The following is a 13927-nucleotide window of genomic DNA, read 5'->3' as shown; positions in this document are numbered from 1 at the left end:
CGTCAAATAGTTATGTACGACGGAATGAACATCGAATTCCCGCCAACCATCGTCAATGCGTCCCAGATGGAACGCGGACAAAACTACCTGCCTGTTAGCAAACAACGCTTCATCCACGAGCGCCACAGCCTGGAACAATGGGCAGTCCAACTCGCGGCACGACACCACCCACACAACCAGAAATACGACGTGCCCGCAGCCGTGCGCGCCGTCGTCCACGCGTACGAACGCCCAGGCAGCGTGGTGTGCGGATTCTCCGCGCTCGCTCTCTACGGATTGCCGTATCTCGTTGAAGGCGCAGACACTACTCTGCGAGCACCCACACCCCAAAAACTCACCGCTTCCGCTATACGTCCCTCCGTCGCACGACTCCACGCCCCACACACAGAAACATGGACCCTCACCCACCGCGGTGTGCCCATCCGCGTTTCTCGACCATTACGTGCAACCGTGCAGGCTCTGCAACAAATTCGACGAGGCGAACACTCGTGGCAGACAGAGCCAATCCCCGGTGTGAGCCCAGAAATGGTCAAGGCTGTACAACTTGTCGACTGCGCCCGTCGACACCTCGGACTACAGGCGGAAGACATTCGCGCCAGCGCCCTTCGGCAAATCAATCAACGGTGGCTGTCTCGGGTGCTCGATCTGTCCCGTTCAACTGCCGATTCGCCGAAAGAAACCGAACTGCGGTTGCTCCTCCAGCCAGTGGTTCGCAACTACGGCCACACGCTCGTAGAGCAGTATCCGCTGACAGTGGGCGGCAAAGCCATTACGACCTTTGATTTTGCCATCCCCGAACTCAAGATCGGGATCATGTTCGACGGCCGACACCACTGGGAGTACGACCAACGACAGTTAGATACGTCCATCAACCTGACATCGATGCTTCATGGTTGGACGGTTCCCCGGGCGGGGTCGAAAACCATGCAGCAATGCGTCGAGGTCGTGGAGAAAACGATCCGGCAGGCGCGTCGGCGCTAGCGCGATGCAAGATGTTACAAGGCCCACGGTAGCGACCTGGGCAAAGTGTAAAACCACGCAGGCGGTACTGCGTGGTTTTACATCAAACTAGGGCGCCGAACTACTCCTCGTCGGTGGACAGCGCCGCCACGAATGCCTCCTGCGGCACGGTGACCGAACCGATGGACTTCATGCGCTTCTTACCGGCCTTCTGCTTCTCCAGCAGCTTGCGCTTACGGGAAATGTCGCCGCCGTAGCACTTCGACAGCACGTCCTTACGCAGGGCACGGATGTTTTCGCGGGCGATGATCTTCGAACCGATCGCCGCCTGGACGGGTACTTCGAACTGCTGGCGTGGGATGAGCTCTTTGAGCTTCTTGGTCATCTTGTTGCCGTACCACTGGGCAGAGTCCTTGTGCACGATGGCGGAGAACGCATCCACGGGTTCGCCTTGGAGCAGGATGTCCACCTTGACCAGGTCGGCCTGCTGCTCGCCGGCTTCTTCGTAGTTGAGCGATGCGTAGCCCTTGGTGCGGGACTTCAGCATGTCGAAGAAGTCGAAGATGATCTCGCCGAGCGGCATGAGGTAGCGCAACTCCACGCGGTCCTCGGAGAGGTACTCCATGTTCTTCATCTGGCCGCGCTTGGACTGGCACAGTTCCATGGTGGAGCCGACGAACTCCTGGGGCACGATGATCGTCATGTTCACGATCGGCTCGTACACCTCGGGGATTTTGCCGCCGGGCCAGTCGGACGGGTTGTGCACCATCTGCTCGGTGCCGTCTTCGGCGATCACGCGGTAGGTGACCGACGGCGCGGTGGAGATCAGGTCCAGGTCGAATTCGCGCTCGAGGCGGGTGCGGGTGATCTCCATGTGCAGCAGGCCCAGAAAGCCGCAGCGGAAACCGAAGCCGAGGGCGACGGAGGTCTCGGGCTCCCAGGTGAGGGAGGCGTCGTTAAGCTGCAGCTTCTCTAGCGATTCGCGCAGGGCCGGGAAGTCTTCCTGGGAGACTGGGAACAGGCCCGAGTACACCATCGGCTTCACTTCCTCGAAGCCTTCCAACGGCTCCGAAGCGCCCTTGGAAGCCCAGGTGACGGTGTCACCGACGCGGGTCTCGCGCACGTCCTTCACGCCGGTGATCACGTAGCCGACCTCGCCCGGGCCAAGCCCCTTGGTCTTCTTCATCGTGGGTGAGACCACGCCGATTTCTAGGATCTCGAGCGTGGTGCCGGTGTTCATCATCTGCACCTTCTGGTTCGGCTCGAGGCGGCCGTCCATCATGCGCACATAGGTGACAACGCCGCGGTAGGTGTCGTAGACGGAGTCGAAAATCAGGGCGCGGGCCGGCGCCTCTGCGCCGTGCTCGGACTCCGGAGCCGGGATCAGCTCAACGACGCGGTCGAGCAGTTCCGGCACGCCCTCGCCCGTCTTGCCGGACACGCGCAGCACGTCTTCCGGTTCGCAGCCGATGATGTTGGCGATCTCGAGTGCGTACTTTTCCGGGTCGGCTGCCGGCAGGTCGATCTTGTTCAGGACCGGGATGATTTCCAGGTCGTTGTCGATGGCCATGTAGAGATTGGCCAGGGTTTGGGCTTCGATGCCTTGGGCTGCGTCGACAAGCAAAATTGCGCCCTCGCACGCGTCGAGGGAGCGGGCAACCTCGTAGGAAAAGTCCACGTGGCCTGGGGTGTCGATCATCTGCAACACCATCTCTTCACCCGCGTGCGCGCCGGTCTTGGGCACCCATGGGAGGCGAACGTTTTGGGCCTTGATGGTGATGCCGCGTTCGCGCTCGATGTCCATGCTGTCGAGGTACTGGTCGCGCATCTCACGCTCGTCCACCACGTTGGACAGCTGCAAAATGCGGTCTGCCAGCGTGGACTTACCATGGTCGATGTGGGCGATAATGCAGAAGTTACGGATGCGGGCGGGGTCCGTGAACGTATTTTCCGCGAAGTTCGTCGATTTGGCAGCCATAATTGCTTCATCTTACGTGTCGCGCGACGCGCTAACGTGTGGGCATGCCAACTGAGTTTCACAGAGCTGGTTTAACGCACCGTTTGCGCAAGCCTGCGTGGTGGCGTCCGCTCGTCGAGTTCGTGGTGCTTGCTGTGTGCATCGCAGCGTTCACGATGGCGATGGCGGTGCCGATCGGCCTTGCCGCTGGGTTCTACGGGCTGGGCGATCTTTTCGACGAAACCTCCTCCGACCCGCTTGCCTCCCTGGTGCAGGTGCTTTTTATTGCTGCCTGGTTGCCTGCGCCGTTTATCGCCGCGCGGGTACTCGGCCGCAAACCTGGTGCGCTCTCCAGCATCGAGGGGCACTTCCGCTGGGGCGTTGCTGGGCGCGCGTTCGTGGTGGTCGGCGCGATCTATGGGGCGCAGGTGCTTCTCGACGCCCTCCTGTTCGGGACCGGCGACCTTTCGCTGAGTCCTCGCGAATGGATGCTGCTCGCCGCCTTTGTGGTTGTCGTCCCGCTGCAGGCCGCGGCCGAGGAGTACGTCTTCCGCGCGAGCCTGCCGCAGATCCTCGGCCAGTGGATCTCACCTGGCTGGATTTGCTACGGGCTGCCCGCCGCCGTGTTCGTGGCGTTGCACTTGTACAACTGGATCGGCCTGCTCGACATCGCCATTTTCGCCCTGTGCGTCGCACTGCTGACCTGGCACACCCGCGGTGTGGAGGCGGCCGTAGTTTTGCACGCGGTGTCCAACACGATTGTGTTTTCCTACGGCACGCTGGGATTGACTGATCCAGGCGAAACAGAAATCACCCTGCCTCAAACGGCCGTCTCCGCGTTGCTCACCATCGGAACGACCGCGCTACTCATGTGGGTGCTGCGCAACGTAGGGAAACATTCGCAGCAAAAAGTGGTTGTTCCATCCCCCGCGAAGGCTTAGAGTGGCCAGTGACCATAAACCGGAGGTGAAACCGTGGCGTTTGAGCGCTTTAAGCGAAAGAGGAAACCCGTCCTCGACCACGGTTTTACGCTGCTTGGTGATCGACTGACATCCCAGATCCAGCAACGCCGTGGTCGTGCCCCGCAAGTCTCGGTGCGCCCCACCGACTCCGTGTGTCGCAGCATCTACTATGCCCCGGACATGGACGGCACCGCCGAACCAGGCGAGGTTGTTTGGGTCACCGTCCCTTCACATCCGCCGCGGCAGCGCTCGATCCTGATCGTGGGCCGCGAGCGCCACGACGTGTTGGGGTTGCTGATCTCCCCCGAGCGGGAACACGAAAACGATGAGCGGTGGTTTGAAATCGGGCCGGGCGATTGGGAATCCTCCGGCCAGCCATGCTGGGTGCGTTTGGATAAGACCCTGGTCGTGCCGGAATCAGACGTGGAACGTCGCGGCACCACCGTCCCGCCACGCCGCTTCCAGCGGGTGGCCAACACGCTGCGCGAACGCTTCAACTGGTCGTAACTCCAACAGTTTGGTTTGTGCAGTTCACACTGTTATTCTTTCGGGGTTGTTCGCATCCGGCGCTCAATAGGGTGTGCGGTGCTACGCGGACAGGACCTTGGGTTCGCGTTTGATACCCAAAGCACTGCACGCAATGCCCTGCCAGATGCCGCGACATGTACATGTTCGATTGAGAAACCAAGAGGTATTTCACGATGGCAAACATCAAGCAGCAGAAGAAGCGCGTTCTCACCAACGAGAAGCGTCGTCAGCGCAACAAGTCCTTCCGTTCCGCTACCCGCACGGAGATCCGTAAGTTCCGTGAGGCTGTGGAGTCCGGCGACAAGGCTGCCGCTGAGGCACAGCTGCGCGTTGCTTCCCGCAAGCTGGATAAGGCTGTGACCAAGGGCGTCTTCCACCGCAACTCTGCGGCGAACAAGAAGTCCAACATGGCTCGCGCCCTGAACAAGATGGACTAATTGCCGTTGTTCACAGGTTGATCCCGCCCAGGTTTATTCGGGGCGGGATTTACTTGTTTCTAACGCCGCGTGCGGCCCGACAAAAGAGGAACTTCCGTGAAAATTAAAAAGCGTGCGGTTGCGGCCGCGCTGACGTTTAGCCTGATGGCATCCCCTGCAATCGCTCCAGAGGCGAAGGCTGCAGACCCGTCCGTTTCGGCATCCGTGGATGCAGCTGAGCTCGTTTCGGCATTGTCGAAACTCCTTCCGATGAATAACCCTCAGGTCAAGCAGGCGCTTGGCGTGTTGACGTTGATCATCGCCGGTATTTTGGTTGCGGTGCCGATGGCGGAAGCGGGGTCGTCGATACGCAATGGCGCCGTGGGCGACAAGGCTCCGGGCAAGCACACGCGCCGCATCGTGGTGGATGGCACCTCGCGCTCCTACGATGTGGTCCTGCCGTCGAACTACTCCGAGGGCGTCGCCTACCCGGTGATTCTTGGTTTTGGTGGCTGGCAGCACACCGCGAGCCAGACGCGTGACTACCAGAAGTTCGAGACCGCAATCGACAACACGATTGTGATCTACGCACAGGGTGTTGACAACGCGTGGGCTGGCGCGCCGTATGCCCGCACGTCGCTGAATGAGGACATCGCCTACACGCGCGCCATTATCGACGACGCCGCGACCCAGTACGGCGCCGACCCGAACCGTGTCGTCGCAGCCGGCCTGTCCAACGGCGGCGGATTTGCGGCCGCACTTGCCTGCCACGCCCCCGACACCGTCAAGGCGGTCGCCTCCGTCGCTGGTGCGTTTTACAACCCGACCGTGACCGGCTGCACCTCCGGCGCGGTGCCGACGCTGATCATGCACGGCACCAACGACAACGTTGTGGGATACAACGGCGGTATCCGGCACGGTGCGTTCTACGAGTCGGTGGATAGCGTCATGCGCACCATGGCCTCGAAGAACAAGTGCTTGGGCACGACCACCCGTTCGCGCTCCGACAACGTGACCACGTTTGAGGCGCAGGGCTGCGACGCGGCCACGCGCGTGGAGCGCATCGAGGGTGGCATCCACACCTGGTTCACCGACCCGAGCGCAACCGCCCACACGGTGCGCTTCCTCCTGCCCTACCTGTAAACGGCGAGCCGTTTACAGGGCGGTTAGAGCGCCAGCGCCCCGCGCACGATCAAGGTCAGGCCGACGATAACGAAGAACGCGCCTGCACCGATGTCGATGTAGGGGCCGGCGCTCAGGAACTTCCGCCGCACCCGCTGGGTAGAGATCACCTGGACGAAGACGGCGAACAGGACGAAGGAGCTCAGCCACAGCGCAAACGTCACGATGAGGGCGGTGCTCAGGCTGGGGCTGGGCGGCAGCAGTGGGGCGATCATGGCGGACAGCGCGATGACGATCTTGGGGTTGGCGAGGTTCGTTGCTAAGCCACGCATGTATGCAGAGCGCACCGTGCCGAGCCGCTGCTCCGCCTCTTCGAGGGTCATTGGTGGGTTGTGCCGATCCGCGAGACCACCACGAACGTTGCTCGCACCCATCGCGATCAGCACTGCACCACCCACCAGTTGGACGTAGGTCAGCGCGTCTGGGAACGCGTTGAGCAGCGCCGCAGCGCCAAAGACGGTGAGCGCGCACCACATGAGCACGCCAGTTTGGATGCCGATGGCGGTTGCCCACCCGTGGCGGCGCGAGCGCGTCGCTGTGCGGGTAATCAGCACCACGTCGGGACCTGGCGCGGCGGCACCGATGACGTTGAGGCCGATGATGACGGCGAGATCTCCCGGCGCGATCATACAAGCTCCGCGATGCGTCGCACGGCGTTTTCCAGGGCGAACTCGGCGTCGCCGCCTTGGCCTTTCACCTCTGCGTCGAGGTCAGCCACGATGATCACCGCTTCGGACACCGCTCGGCCAGACCAGTGGCGCGCCACCTGCATGGTTTTCTTGGCCACGTACGGGTGCATGCCTACGGTGCGTGCGATCTGGTCGGGGTTGCCGCGCACGCCGTAAAGTTTCGCGATGTCGCCGACTTTGTGGGCGAGCGCTGCGGCGATGGTGGCCGGTTTGACGCCCAGTTGAAGCGCCCGGCGCGTCGATGCGAGTGCGCGGTCGGCGCGGCCGGCGACCATTTGGTCGGCGATGTCAAAGCCTGCGACCTCCGCGACGCCAACGTAGTATTCGCGCACTGCGGCGACGGTGATTTCCCCGTCGGTGTCGGCGACAAGCTGGCTAACGGCGGAGGCAAGTTCGCGCAGGTCTGAGCCGACGGATTCCAAGAGTGCAGCAACCACATCGGGGGTAGGGCGCACGCCGTGGGAGCGGAACTCTTCGGTGACCCAGGTGCGCCGTTGGCCGTCGTTAAGCGGATTGGCCTCGTGCACATCGGCGAGTTTTTTGAACTTGGGCACCAGCGATTTCTGCCGCCCACCACCGGTGTGCTGGATGATGATCACGATGCCGGGTGCAGGATCCACGCACGCTTTCAGCAGTACCTCGGTGGGTTCTTTGCCTGCGAGTTCTGCGTGTTTGACCAGTACGACGCGGTCCTCGGCGAACAGTGACGGGCTGGTTGCCATGGCAATTTCGCCTTCGGTGACGTCGCCTGCGCGCAGTGTGGTCACTTCGATGCCGTCGCCAGCGTCGGCAATGATCTTTTTTGTGGCACGCTCGGCGAGGAATTCGTCTTCGCCTAAGACAAGGTGCACGGGGTTGAGCATGACGACCATCTTAAAACTCTCGCCGCGGCAGCACTTGGGTGCCATCCGGGTAGATGGCAACGTTGCCGTCGCGGTTGGGAAAGATCACGGGGATGCCCTGGTCAGTGACCACGGGTCTTCGGTGGGGGCGGCCCTTTTCGAGCACGACAACAAGCTGCGTGCCCGGTGGAATGGGCAGGGCATCTTCTTGCTTTTCGACGACATGAGCACGCAACCTGCCCACATCCACCGGCGTGCCCGCCGGCGCCTGCGACAGGACCACACCGAACCCGCACACAAGCGCCGCCGCCAGAGTGGTCTTCGGGTATCCGGCAAACAGGCCCGCGAGGAACCATCCGTAGACAACCACGACAACGATGGGTGCCGTCTCTACCGTGGCACCGGGAAACCGTGCACCGTTCTCTGCGACCACACGCACCCAATAGGCCATGGGTTCCACCACCCACAGCACAGGTGCAGCCAACCCGCCGTGGATGAGGCTGAGCAACACCGCTGCAAGGCCGAGCACGGTCACCGGCCCGGTCACCGGTGCGACGATGACGTTTGCCACCACAGAGACTAAAGAAGCCCGGCCGGCCATCATGGCGACAATCGGCATCGTCGCTACGTCGGCGGCAACCGCAACGCCAAGTGCACGCACGAGAATGTCGGGCCAGCCCGTGGCAGCAAGGACGCGGTACAACAGCGGAAACAGCGCGACGATGCCCGCGGTCGCCGCTACCGAGAGCGCGAACCCGTAATGCACCGCCAGGTCTGAATCCACCAGCACTAGGCCGATCACCGATAAACACAGCGCGTGGATCGGCTCGGACTGGCGTGACGCCAACACTGCAGTCAACCCCACCAACCCAGACACGGAAGCGCGCAGCACGCTCGGCTCGGGTCCGACCAGCGAGGCATAGAGCAACAGCGCCGCAGCCGACGCCACGATACGGCCCCGCAGCCCCAAGCCCACTGCCGCTGCGGCAATCGCTGCGAACGTGGTCACGATTGCCACGTTCGCACCAGAGACTGCTGACAGGTGCGAGAGGCCAGTATCGATGTAATCCTGCTGTTCCTGGCTGGTTTGCAACGAGACGTCCCCGAGCACCATGCCAGGGATCAGCCCTTGGGCGGACTCCCCGACGGTGGCCTGGACAACGCTGGCAAACGTTTCCCGGGTGTGCTGCGCAAACGCAGCCAACCCCTGCGGCGGGGCGACCACCTCAACTGCCCCGTTGACCGCGATCGGGTTGATCCCGGCCATCTCCGATTCCTTCACCACGCCGCGCACAACCACCTGGGCGCCGGACACGGCAGTGTCCGGCACTTCATCGACAAACACGGGCGTCAGCGTCGGGTTGCCATCTACCTGCACGCGGACGATGAACCCGCCGGTGCTCGTCTGCTTCGGCGCGCCCGATACCCGGCCCACGAACTGACCCGCGGGCTCCCACGCGCGTGCGATGTGCAGTCGCACCCCGGTGGTCACGACGGCGGCCGCACCCATCCCTGCAATGAACACCGCCTGCCCGTAGGCGCGCAGCACCACAGCACCGATAACGGCCACCAGCACCACAACCACCGCGATGCCCACTCCGAGGGTGATCGCCACCGCAGCCGCTGCCCACACCACCAGCGCCGCCGGGACAAGCCTGATCTCCCCCACTTACCCCACGCCCCCGTCTATAAGCCGACCTGGTCGCGCATTGCCGCAAGTTTCGCCGGTCCAATTCCTTTCACGTCCGTCAACGCATCTACCGACGCAAACGGCCCGTTTGCCTCACGGTGCGCCACGATCGCGGCTGCGGTTGACGGGCCGACTCCGGTAATCGTCGTCAATTCCTGCACCGATGCGGAGTTGATCGACACCACCCCACCCGCCGAAGCGGCAGCGCCACCAGCGCCAGCACCGCCACCGGAATCCGTGGCGGCCGGTGGGGCGTGTTGGGAGCGGACGTGGATCTGTTGGCCGTCGACAAGCAATTGCGCATGATTGATCGAGATCAAGTCAGCATCCGGCAATGGCCGGGCCGTCTGCAGCGCATCCGCGACCCGTGCACCCTGGTTCAACGTGATCAGACCCGGGTTTTCCACCTCACCAACAACAGAGACCACCACGGTGCCTGTGACCTCGGTGGGAGAGGCGACCTGTTCCCACGCAACGCCCTCATCATCCACGGGGCCGGATCGGGTCACCGCCCATCCGCCGACGGCGAGCAGCACAGCGCCGGCGGCGGCCGCAGCTTGTTTCACAGGGATGCGCACCCGCGGCTCTGGGTAGCGCACCGTCAGGAGGTCTTCTTCCCCGGTGGGCCGGGTGAGCTCCTTGAGTCGTTCAGTGGCGTTCACACCAAAAACGCTATAAACCCCCGGCGCACTCGCCAAGGGGTCGGAAAAAATCTGTGGATAACCCGCCATCTACGGGCGACGAAAACAACAGTTATCCACAATTACGAGATGAGAACACCACCGACAGGCCGATTGCCCCTTCGCCGGTGTGCATCGCGATCACCTTCACCAGCGGCTCGACCATGACCCGTGAGCCTTCCGGAAGTGTTTCGCGCAGCAGATCCGCGAGTTGCTCGGCGGCGTCCGGCGCGTCCGCGTGCTGCACTGCGGCGAAAACGGGCTCGTCGCACGCGCGCTCTTCTACCAACTCGGTGAGTTTGGCAAACGCCTTCGACTGTGTGCGAGTCTTGCCCGCGAGTTCGAGCTTGCCTTCCCTGATGTGCAGGATCGGCTTGTTTGCCAGCAGCGCAGCCGAGAGCATCGCGGTGCCGGCAGGCAGGCGGCCGGACTTGCGCAAATCGTCGAGTTGGTGCAGGTACAACCACGTTTCGGAGCGCGCAATGGTGGACTTCGCCATCGCTTCGCACTCGTCTAACGTGCCGCCTTCCGCCGCAACAGTCGCGGCTGCCATCGCTGCGGCACCGATCGCCATGCCCGCAGAGTGCGTCTCCACGACACGGACCGTGCCTGGGAACACCGCAGACGCGGCCACCGCAGCCGACCAGGTGGACGAGAACGTCTTGGCAAGGTGGAGGGCGATCACGCCGTCGTCGCCACCACGCTCGAGCTGGCGGGCATAACAGGCGGCGAGTTCTAGCGACGACAACCCGGACGAGGACTCCCCTTCTGCGCCCTCGACGCGGTGCAGGTCAACGACGCAGATGTCGAGTTCCTCCACGACCTCCTGCGGCAACCCCGCGGAGGAATCCACCACGACGCGAACACCCATTAGTTACGGCCTCGGTTCCAGGCTTCGATGTACCACTGGGTCCTGGTGTCGTCGTCAATGCGCGGCATTGCCACCAACCGCGACGTGTTCGCGTTACCGAGCCCCTTGAACAGCGGATACTGGGACACCTCCAAACCGAGCAGCGTCGCGGTCAGCGCGGCGATGGTGCCTCCGTGCGCCACGAGCAGGACAGCAGCATTGTCCCATTCATCATGGTCACGCATGAGTTCCATGACCACTTCGCGGGAACGTTGCGCAACGTCGATGCGGCTTTCGCCCTCTGGCGGCGCCCAGGTGGGGTCGGTGCGCCACAACGCACGAGCCCCGTCGTGGGCGGTGTCCACTTCCTCGTGCGTCTTGCCTTGCCACTGGCCAAGGTGGGTTTCGCGCAGACGCTTATCGACGACTACCTCAAGGCCCAAATCTGCCGCCACCACATCAGCCGTATCCTTCGCACGGATGAGGTCAGATGACACGATCTTGTTAATACCCAAGTGCCGTAGGTCCTCTGCCGCAGCGTGCGCCTGGGCGCGTCCGCGCTCGGACAGTTCAGTATCCAGCTGGCCCTGCATGCGGCGAGTTGCGTTATAGAGCGTCTCGCCGTGACGCAGCAAAATCAGTCGGCGCTGCATGGGTCTTAGTACTCGTCGTCCGCGGCTTCGGGTCCCTCACCTGCCAGAGGAAGGTCCTCGATGGTCTGGGCTTTGCGCAGGTCGGCTTCGTCGCCAAACGCTGCGGGACGCTCGTACGGTTCGAGCCCCTCGACCTCAATGGCCGGGCAGTCTGCGTACAGGCGGTCCAGGCCGTAGAACTCGCGCTCGGCTTCGCGCTGGATATGGACCACGAAGTTGCCGTAGTCAAGCAACACCCAGCGGTTTTCGCGGTTGCCCTCACGGCGCTTCGGCTCAACACCCACGTCGGTCAGGTCGCCTTCGACCTCTTCAACAATGGCGGCAACCTGGCGTTCGTTATCTGCAGAGACGATGACGAACACGTCGGTGATCGCCATGACGTTAGACACGTCGATAACAGCGATATTGGTGCCGAGCTTCTCGTCGGCGGCCTTCGCGGCTACCTTGGCGCGGTCAATGGAGATCTGCGGGGCAGTCAAGTGGCAATCCTTATTCAGGTCATGGACAAATCAACTGGGCCATTGTCCCACGTATGACCGCAACATTTCCAGTTCAGGGGTCGCGCCTAGGGTGCGTAGAGCGAATTCTTCGCGATGTACTGCACCACACCGTCCGGCACCAGGTACCAAACCGGGCGCCCATTGGAGGCGCGCTCGCGGCAATCGGTCGAAGAAATCGCCATGGCGGGGATCTCCACGAGGTGCACGCGTTCCTGGATATCCGCAGGCAGCATGTCTTCGCGCAACTCGTAGCCGGGGCGCGTCACGCCGACGAATTCGGCGAGTTCAAACATTTCTTCCCAGTCGTGCCAGGACATGATCGACGCCAACGCGTCCGCCCCCGTGATAAAGAACAGGGCCTCGTCCGGGAACTGCTTTCGTAGGTCCCGCAGGGTGTCAATCGTGTAGGTGGGTCCCCCACGGTCGATATCCACCCGTGAAACGGAGAAGCGCGGGTTGGACGCGGTGGCCACCACGGTCATCAGATAGCGGTCTTCCGCCGGACTGATGTGCCGGTCGGCCTTCTGCCACGGCTGGCCGGTGGGTACGAAGATGACCTCGTCGAGGTTGAAGCGATCCGCCACCTCACTCGCGGCAACGAGGTGGCCGTGGTGGATCGGGTCGAACGTGCCACCCATCACCCCGATGCGCCGGGCGTTGTCCAGAGATGCCGCGTAGTGCTCAGCCATTGGGTGTTTACCTCAGTCCTGGCAGTGGCTGGATGTTAATCGACTCAATAAACAGCAAAGACATGCCGATGACGCCTGCGACCAGCGCGCCGAGAATACCCAGCACCGTGCCGATAATCACCGGACGATTCGACTCGTCAGCCCACTTTGCCTTGTTGGAGCTGCCCGGCTGGGACACGGTCTCCGTGACACAGATCTGCTCGCCCTTGCTGTTGGTCACCGGGACGGGGTTGCCGCCCACCTCATCAACTTTCCACTGGCACGTTTCCTTGACGGTTTTCGTTTCCTCGGTCTTGCGCACAAACTCTGCGGCCGAGGCAACAGTAGGCGTCGCGCCAGCCAACAACGCGGCAGCGACAGTAGCGGAAATGATGCGGTTCATTAGCGGTAGCGTACCTGATCAACAAATCGGCCGAAAGCATCCGAGACTTGGTTGTCCCAGCGCGATGGCCAACGGAAGTAACGCGCGTGGTTACCACCAGTTGGCTGGGATGCCTGCAGCGTCTGAATGGACAGGTCACACACGGAGTCCTGCGGCAAGCAGTAGTTCACGCGGTTCGGGGTCGCCCCTGCGGTCTTGGTGTTAAACGGCAAGAAGCCAAGCATGCCTCCGGCACCACCTGCTGGCACGCCGACGGTGGACCAATCCCCCGCCGCCGTGTTCGGGTTGCCAAAGTAGACCACACCCGCCAACTGGCCACGGCGTGCCAGTTCGCGCTCGTGCTCAAGCAGAATCATCGCGCCTTGCGAGTAGCCGGACAGGATGTACTTCGGGCGGCAACCACTGCGATGCTCGTAGTCATTGACCATCTGCATCACACCGGTGCGTCCGATCTGGACCGAATCCACGAACTCTGTGGCTACTCGCCTTGCCATCATCCACACCGGGTTGGCGTACTGCAGCGCAAGAGCCAGTGCCTGCAGGATGGTGCTTGGTACGGCAACCGACGGTACGTCGTATTCGGGGAACGTCGCCGGGTAGTAGCGCGGCTCCAGGCCGATGACCTCGACGTCCTTCATCAGCGAGTTACCGCCGTGGGTGGCTGCGTAGCGACGCTCCGCATGCTGCAGGAACGCACGAATCGTCTCACCCTCCCAACCGTTGGAGGTCCACGGCGCAGCCCACGAATACTTCGTGCGGTAAATCTGCGTGTTCTGGCCCGAGCCGCGGGCAGCGATGACGGCGACCGCCGGACAGCGCGTCTGCGCGTCTGCTTCGGGGGTCGGTGCGACGGGGCTCAACGTTGCGGTCACAGCCGTCGCAATAGCCGTGGCAAACAGCGCAAACTTGGCGCGAATGGAGGTCCGGGATTTTAGCACGCCGATAGA

General features: G+C 62.7%; 16 protein-coding genes. 5 read left to right on the top strand and 11 right to left on the bottom strand.

The features are described 5' to 3' along the window. The first annotated feature begins 24 nt into the window (after positions 1-24). Positions 25-981, top strand: coding sequence for a hypothetical protein (locus HMPREF2736_RS08865; RefSeq protein WP_141761192.1), 957 nt, complete (start codon positions 25-27; stop codon positions 979-981). A gap of 100 nt (positions 982-1081) precedes the next feature. Here HMPREF2736_RS08865 and lepA read toward each other — a convergent pair whose 3' ends face one another. After that, positions 1082-2938 carry a translation elongation factor 4 gene (gene lepA, locus HMPREF2736_RS08860; protein ID WP_070829408.1) on the bottom strand — a complete coding sequence of 619 codons (1857 nt, stop codon included), beginning with the start codon at positions 2936-2938 and terminating at the stop codon, positions 1082-1084. Between the two features lie 44 nt (positions 2939-2982). Here lepA and HMPREF2736_RS08855 point away from each other — a divergent pair, with 44 nt between their 5' ends. From HMPREF2736_RS08855 to HMPREF2736_RS08840, 4 genes are all read left to right on the top strand, one after another. Continuing rightward, positions 2983-3858, top strand: coding sequence for a CPBP family intramembrane glutamic endopeptidase (locus HMPREF2736_RS08855; protein WP_083279297.1), 876 nt, complete (start codon positions 2983-2985; stop codon positions 3856-3858). 33 nt (positions 3859-3891) lie between these two features. Continuing rightward, positions 3892-4386, top strand: coding sequence for a type II toxin-antitoxin system PemK/MazF family toxin (locus HMPREF2736_RS08850; protein ID WP_070453629.1), 495 nt, complete (start codon positions 3892-3894; stop codon positions 4384-4386). Positions 4387-4580: 194 nt separating this feature from the next. Next, complete coding sequence (gene rpsT, locus HMPREF2736_RS08845) at positions 4581-4844, top strand: 30S ribosomal protein S20 (RefSeq protein WP_070421324.1); 264 nt, start codon at positions 4581-4583, stop codon at positions 4842-4844. Between the two features lie 96 nt (positions 4845-4940). Further along, positions 4941-5966: a CE1 family esterase gene (locus tag HMPREF2736_RS08840; protein WP_101733395.1), complete on the top strand. Its 1026-nt coding sequence runs from the start codon at positions 4941-4943 to the stop codon at positions 5964-5966. Between the two features lie 23 nt (positions 5967-5989). Here the strand turns inward: HMPREF2736_RS08840 and HMPREF2736_RS08835 are convergent, their stop codons facing one another. The 10 genes from HMPREF2736_RS08835 to HMPREF2736_RS08790 all read right to left on the bottom strand — a co-directional run bounded on the left by HMPREF2736_RS08835 (position 5990) and on the right by HMPREF2736_RS08790 (position 13918). Next, complete coding sequence (locus tag HMPREF2736_RS08835; protein ID WP_070421323.1) at positions 5990-6634, bottom strand: LysE family translocator; 645 nt, start codon at positions 6632-6634, stop codon at positions 5990-5992. Then, positions 6631-7566 (bottom strand): DNA polymerase III subunit delta, encoded by a 936-nt coding sequence (holA, locus tag HMPREF2736_RS08830; RefSeq protein WP_070614020.1) that lies wholly within the window; start codon positions 7564-7566, stop codon positions 6631-6633. Before holA ends, HMPREF2736_RS08835 begins: the two co-directional genes overlap by 4 nt. Before the next feature lies 1 nt (position 7567). Further along, positions 7568-9205: a ComEC/Rec2 family competence protein gene (locus HMPREF2736_RS08825; RefSeq protein ID WP_070829407.1), complete on the bottom strand. Its 1638-nt coding sequence runs from the start codon at positions 9203-9205 to the stop codon at positions 7568-7570. A 17-nt stretch (positions 9206-9222) separates the two neighbouring features. Then, positions 9223-9888: a ComEA family DNA-binding protein gene (locus tag HMPREF2736_RS08820; RefSeq protein ID WP_070453729.1), complete on the bottom strand. Its 666-nt coding sequence runs from the start codon at positions 9886-9888 to the stop codon at positions 9223-9225. 91 nt (positions 9889-9979) lie between these two features. Then, positions 9980-10777 carry a DegV family protein gene (locus tag HMPREF2736_RS08815; RefSeq protein ID WP_070421319.1) on the bottom strand — a complete coding sequence of 266 codons (798 nt, stop codon included), beginning with the start codon at positions 10775-10777 and terminating at the stop codon, positions 9980-9982. Continuing rightward, positions 10777-11409, bottom strand: coding sequence for a histidine phosphatase family protein (locus HMPREF2736_RS08810; protein ID WP_070829406.1), 633 nt, complete (start codon positions 11407-11409; stop codon positions 10777-10779). Before HMPREF2736_RS08810 ends, HMPREF2736_RS08815 begins: the two co-directional genes overlap by 1 nt. A 5-nt stretch (positions 11410-11414) precedes the next feature. Further along, positions 11415-11888, bottom strand: coding sequence for a ribosome silencing factor (gene rsfS, locus HMPREF2736_RS08805; protein ID WP_070614028.1), 474 nt, complete (start codon positions 11886-11888; stop codon positions 11415-11417). Between the two features lie 86 nt (positions 11889-11974). Further along, a complete protein-coding gene (gene nadD, locus HMPREF2736_RS08800; protein ID WP_070421316.1) occupies positions 11975-12598 on the bottom strand; it encodes a nicotinate-nucleotide adenylyltransferase in 624 nt (207 codons plus the stop codon). 7 nt (positions 12599-12605) lie between these two features. After that, positions 12606-12980, bottom strand: coding sequence for a hypothetical protein (locus tag HMPREF2736_RS08795; protein ID WP_070829405.1), 375 nt, complete (start codon positions 12978-12980; stop codon positions 12606-12608). Then, a complete protein-coding gene (locus HMPREF2736_RS08790) occupies positions 12980-13918 on the bottom strand; it encodes a cutinase family protein (protein WP_083279295.1) in 939 nt (312 codons plus the stop codon). The genes HMPREF2736_RS08795 and HMPREF2736_RS08790 overlap by 1 nt, the downstream gene beginning before the upstream one ends. Between the last annotated feature and the right edge of the window lie 9 nt (positions 13919-13927).

The sequence above is a fragment of the Corynebacterium sp. HMSC036E10 genome (assembly GCF_001836265.1).
Classification (GTDB): domain Bacteria; phylum Actinomycetota; class Actinomycetes; order Mycobacteriales; family Mycobacteriaceae; genus Corynebacterium; species Corynebacterium coyleae.
This window is presented reverse-complemented; position numbering and strand designations above follow the sequence as displayed.

Excerpts from the sequence above, each read along its gene's own strand:
- HMPREF2736_RS08865 (WP_141761192.1), top strand. The coding sequence starts at position 25 with ATGAACATCGAATTCCCGCCAACCATCGTCAATGCGTCCCAGATGGAA.
- lepA (WP_070829408.1), bottom strand. The coding sequence starts at position 2,938 with ATGGCTGCCAAATCGACGAACTTCGCGGAAAATACGTTCACGGACCCC.
- HMPREF2736_RS08855 (WP_083279297.1), top strand. The coding sequence starts at position 2,983 with ATGCCAACTGAGTTTCACAGAGCTGGTTTAACGCACCGTTTGCGCAAG.
- rpsT (WP_070421324.1), top strand. The coding sequence starts at position 4,581 with ATGGCAAACATCAAGCAGCAGAAGAAGCGCGTTCTCACCAACGAGAAG.
- HMPREF2736_RS08835 (WP_070421323.1), bottom strand. The coding sequence starts at position 6,634 with ATGATCGCGCCGGGAGATCTCGCCGTCATCATCGGCCTCAACGTCATC.
- holA (WP_070614020.1), bottom strand. The coding sequence starts at position 7,566 with ATGGTCGTCATGCTCAACCCCGTGCACCTTGTCTTAGGCGAAGACGAA.
- HMPREF2736_RS08815 (WP_070421319.1), bottom strand. The coding sequence starts at position 10,777 with ATGGGTGTTCGCGTCGTGGTGGATTCCTCCGCGGGGTTGCCGCAGGAG.
- HMPREF2736_RS08810 (WP_070829406.1), bottom strand. The coding sequence starts at position 11,409 with ATGCAGCGCCGACTGATTTTGCTGCGTCACGGCGAGACGCTCTATAAC.
- nadD (WP_070421316.1), bottom strand. The coding sequence starts at position 12,598 with ATGGCTGAGCACTACGCGGCATCTCTGGACAACGCCCGGCGCATCGGG.
- HMPREF2736_RS08795 (WP_070829405.1), bottom strand. The coding sequence starts at position 12,980 with ATGAACCGCATCATTTCCGCTACTGTCGCTGCCGCGTTGTTGGCTGGC.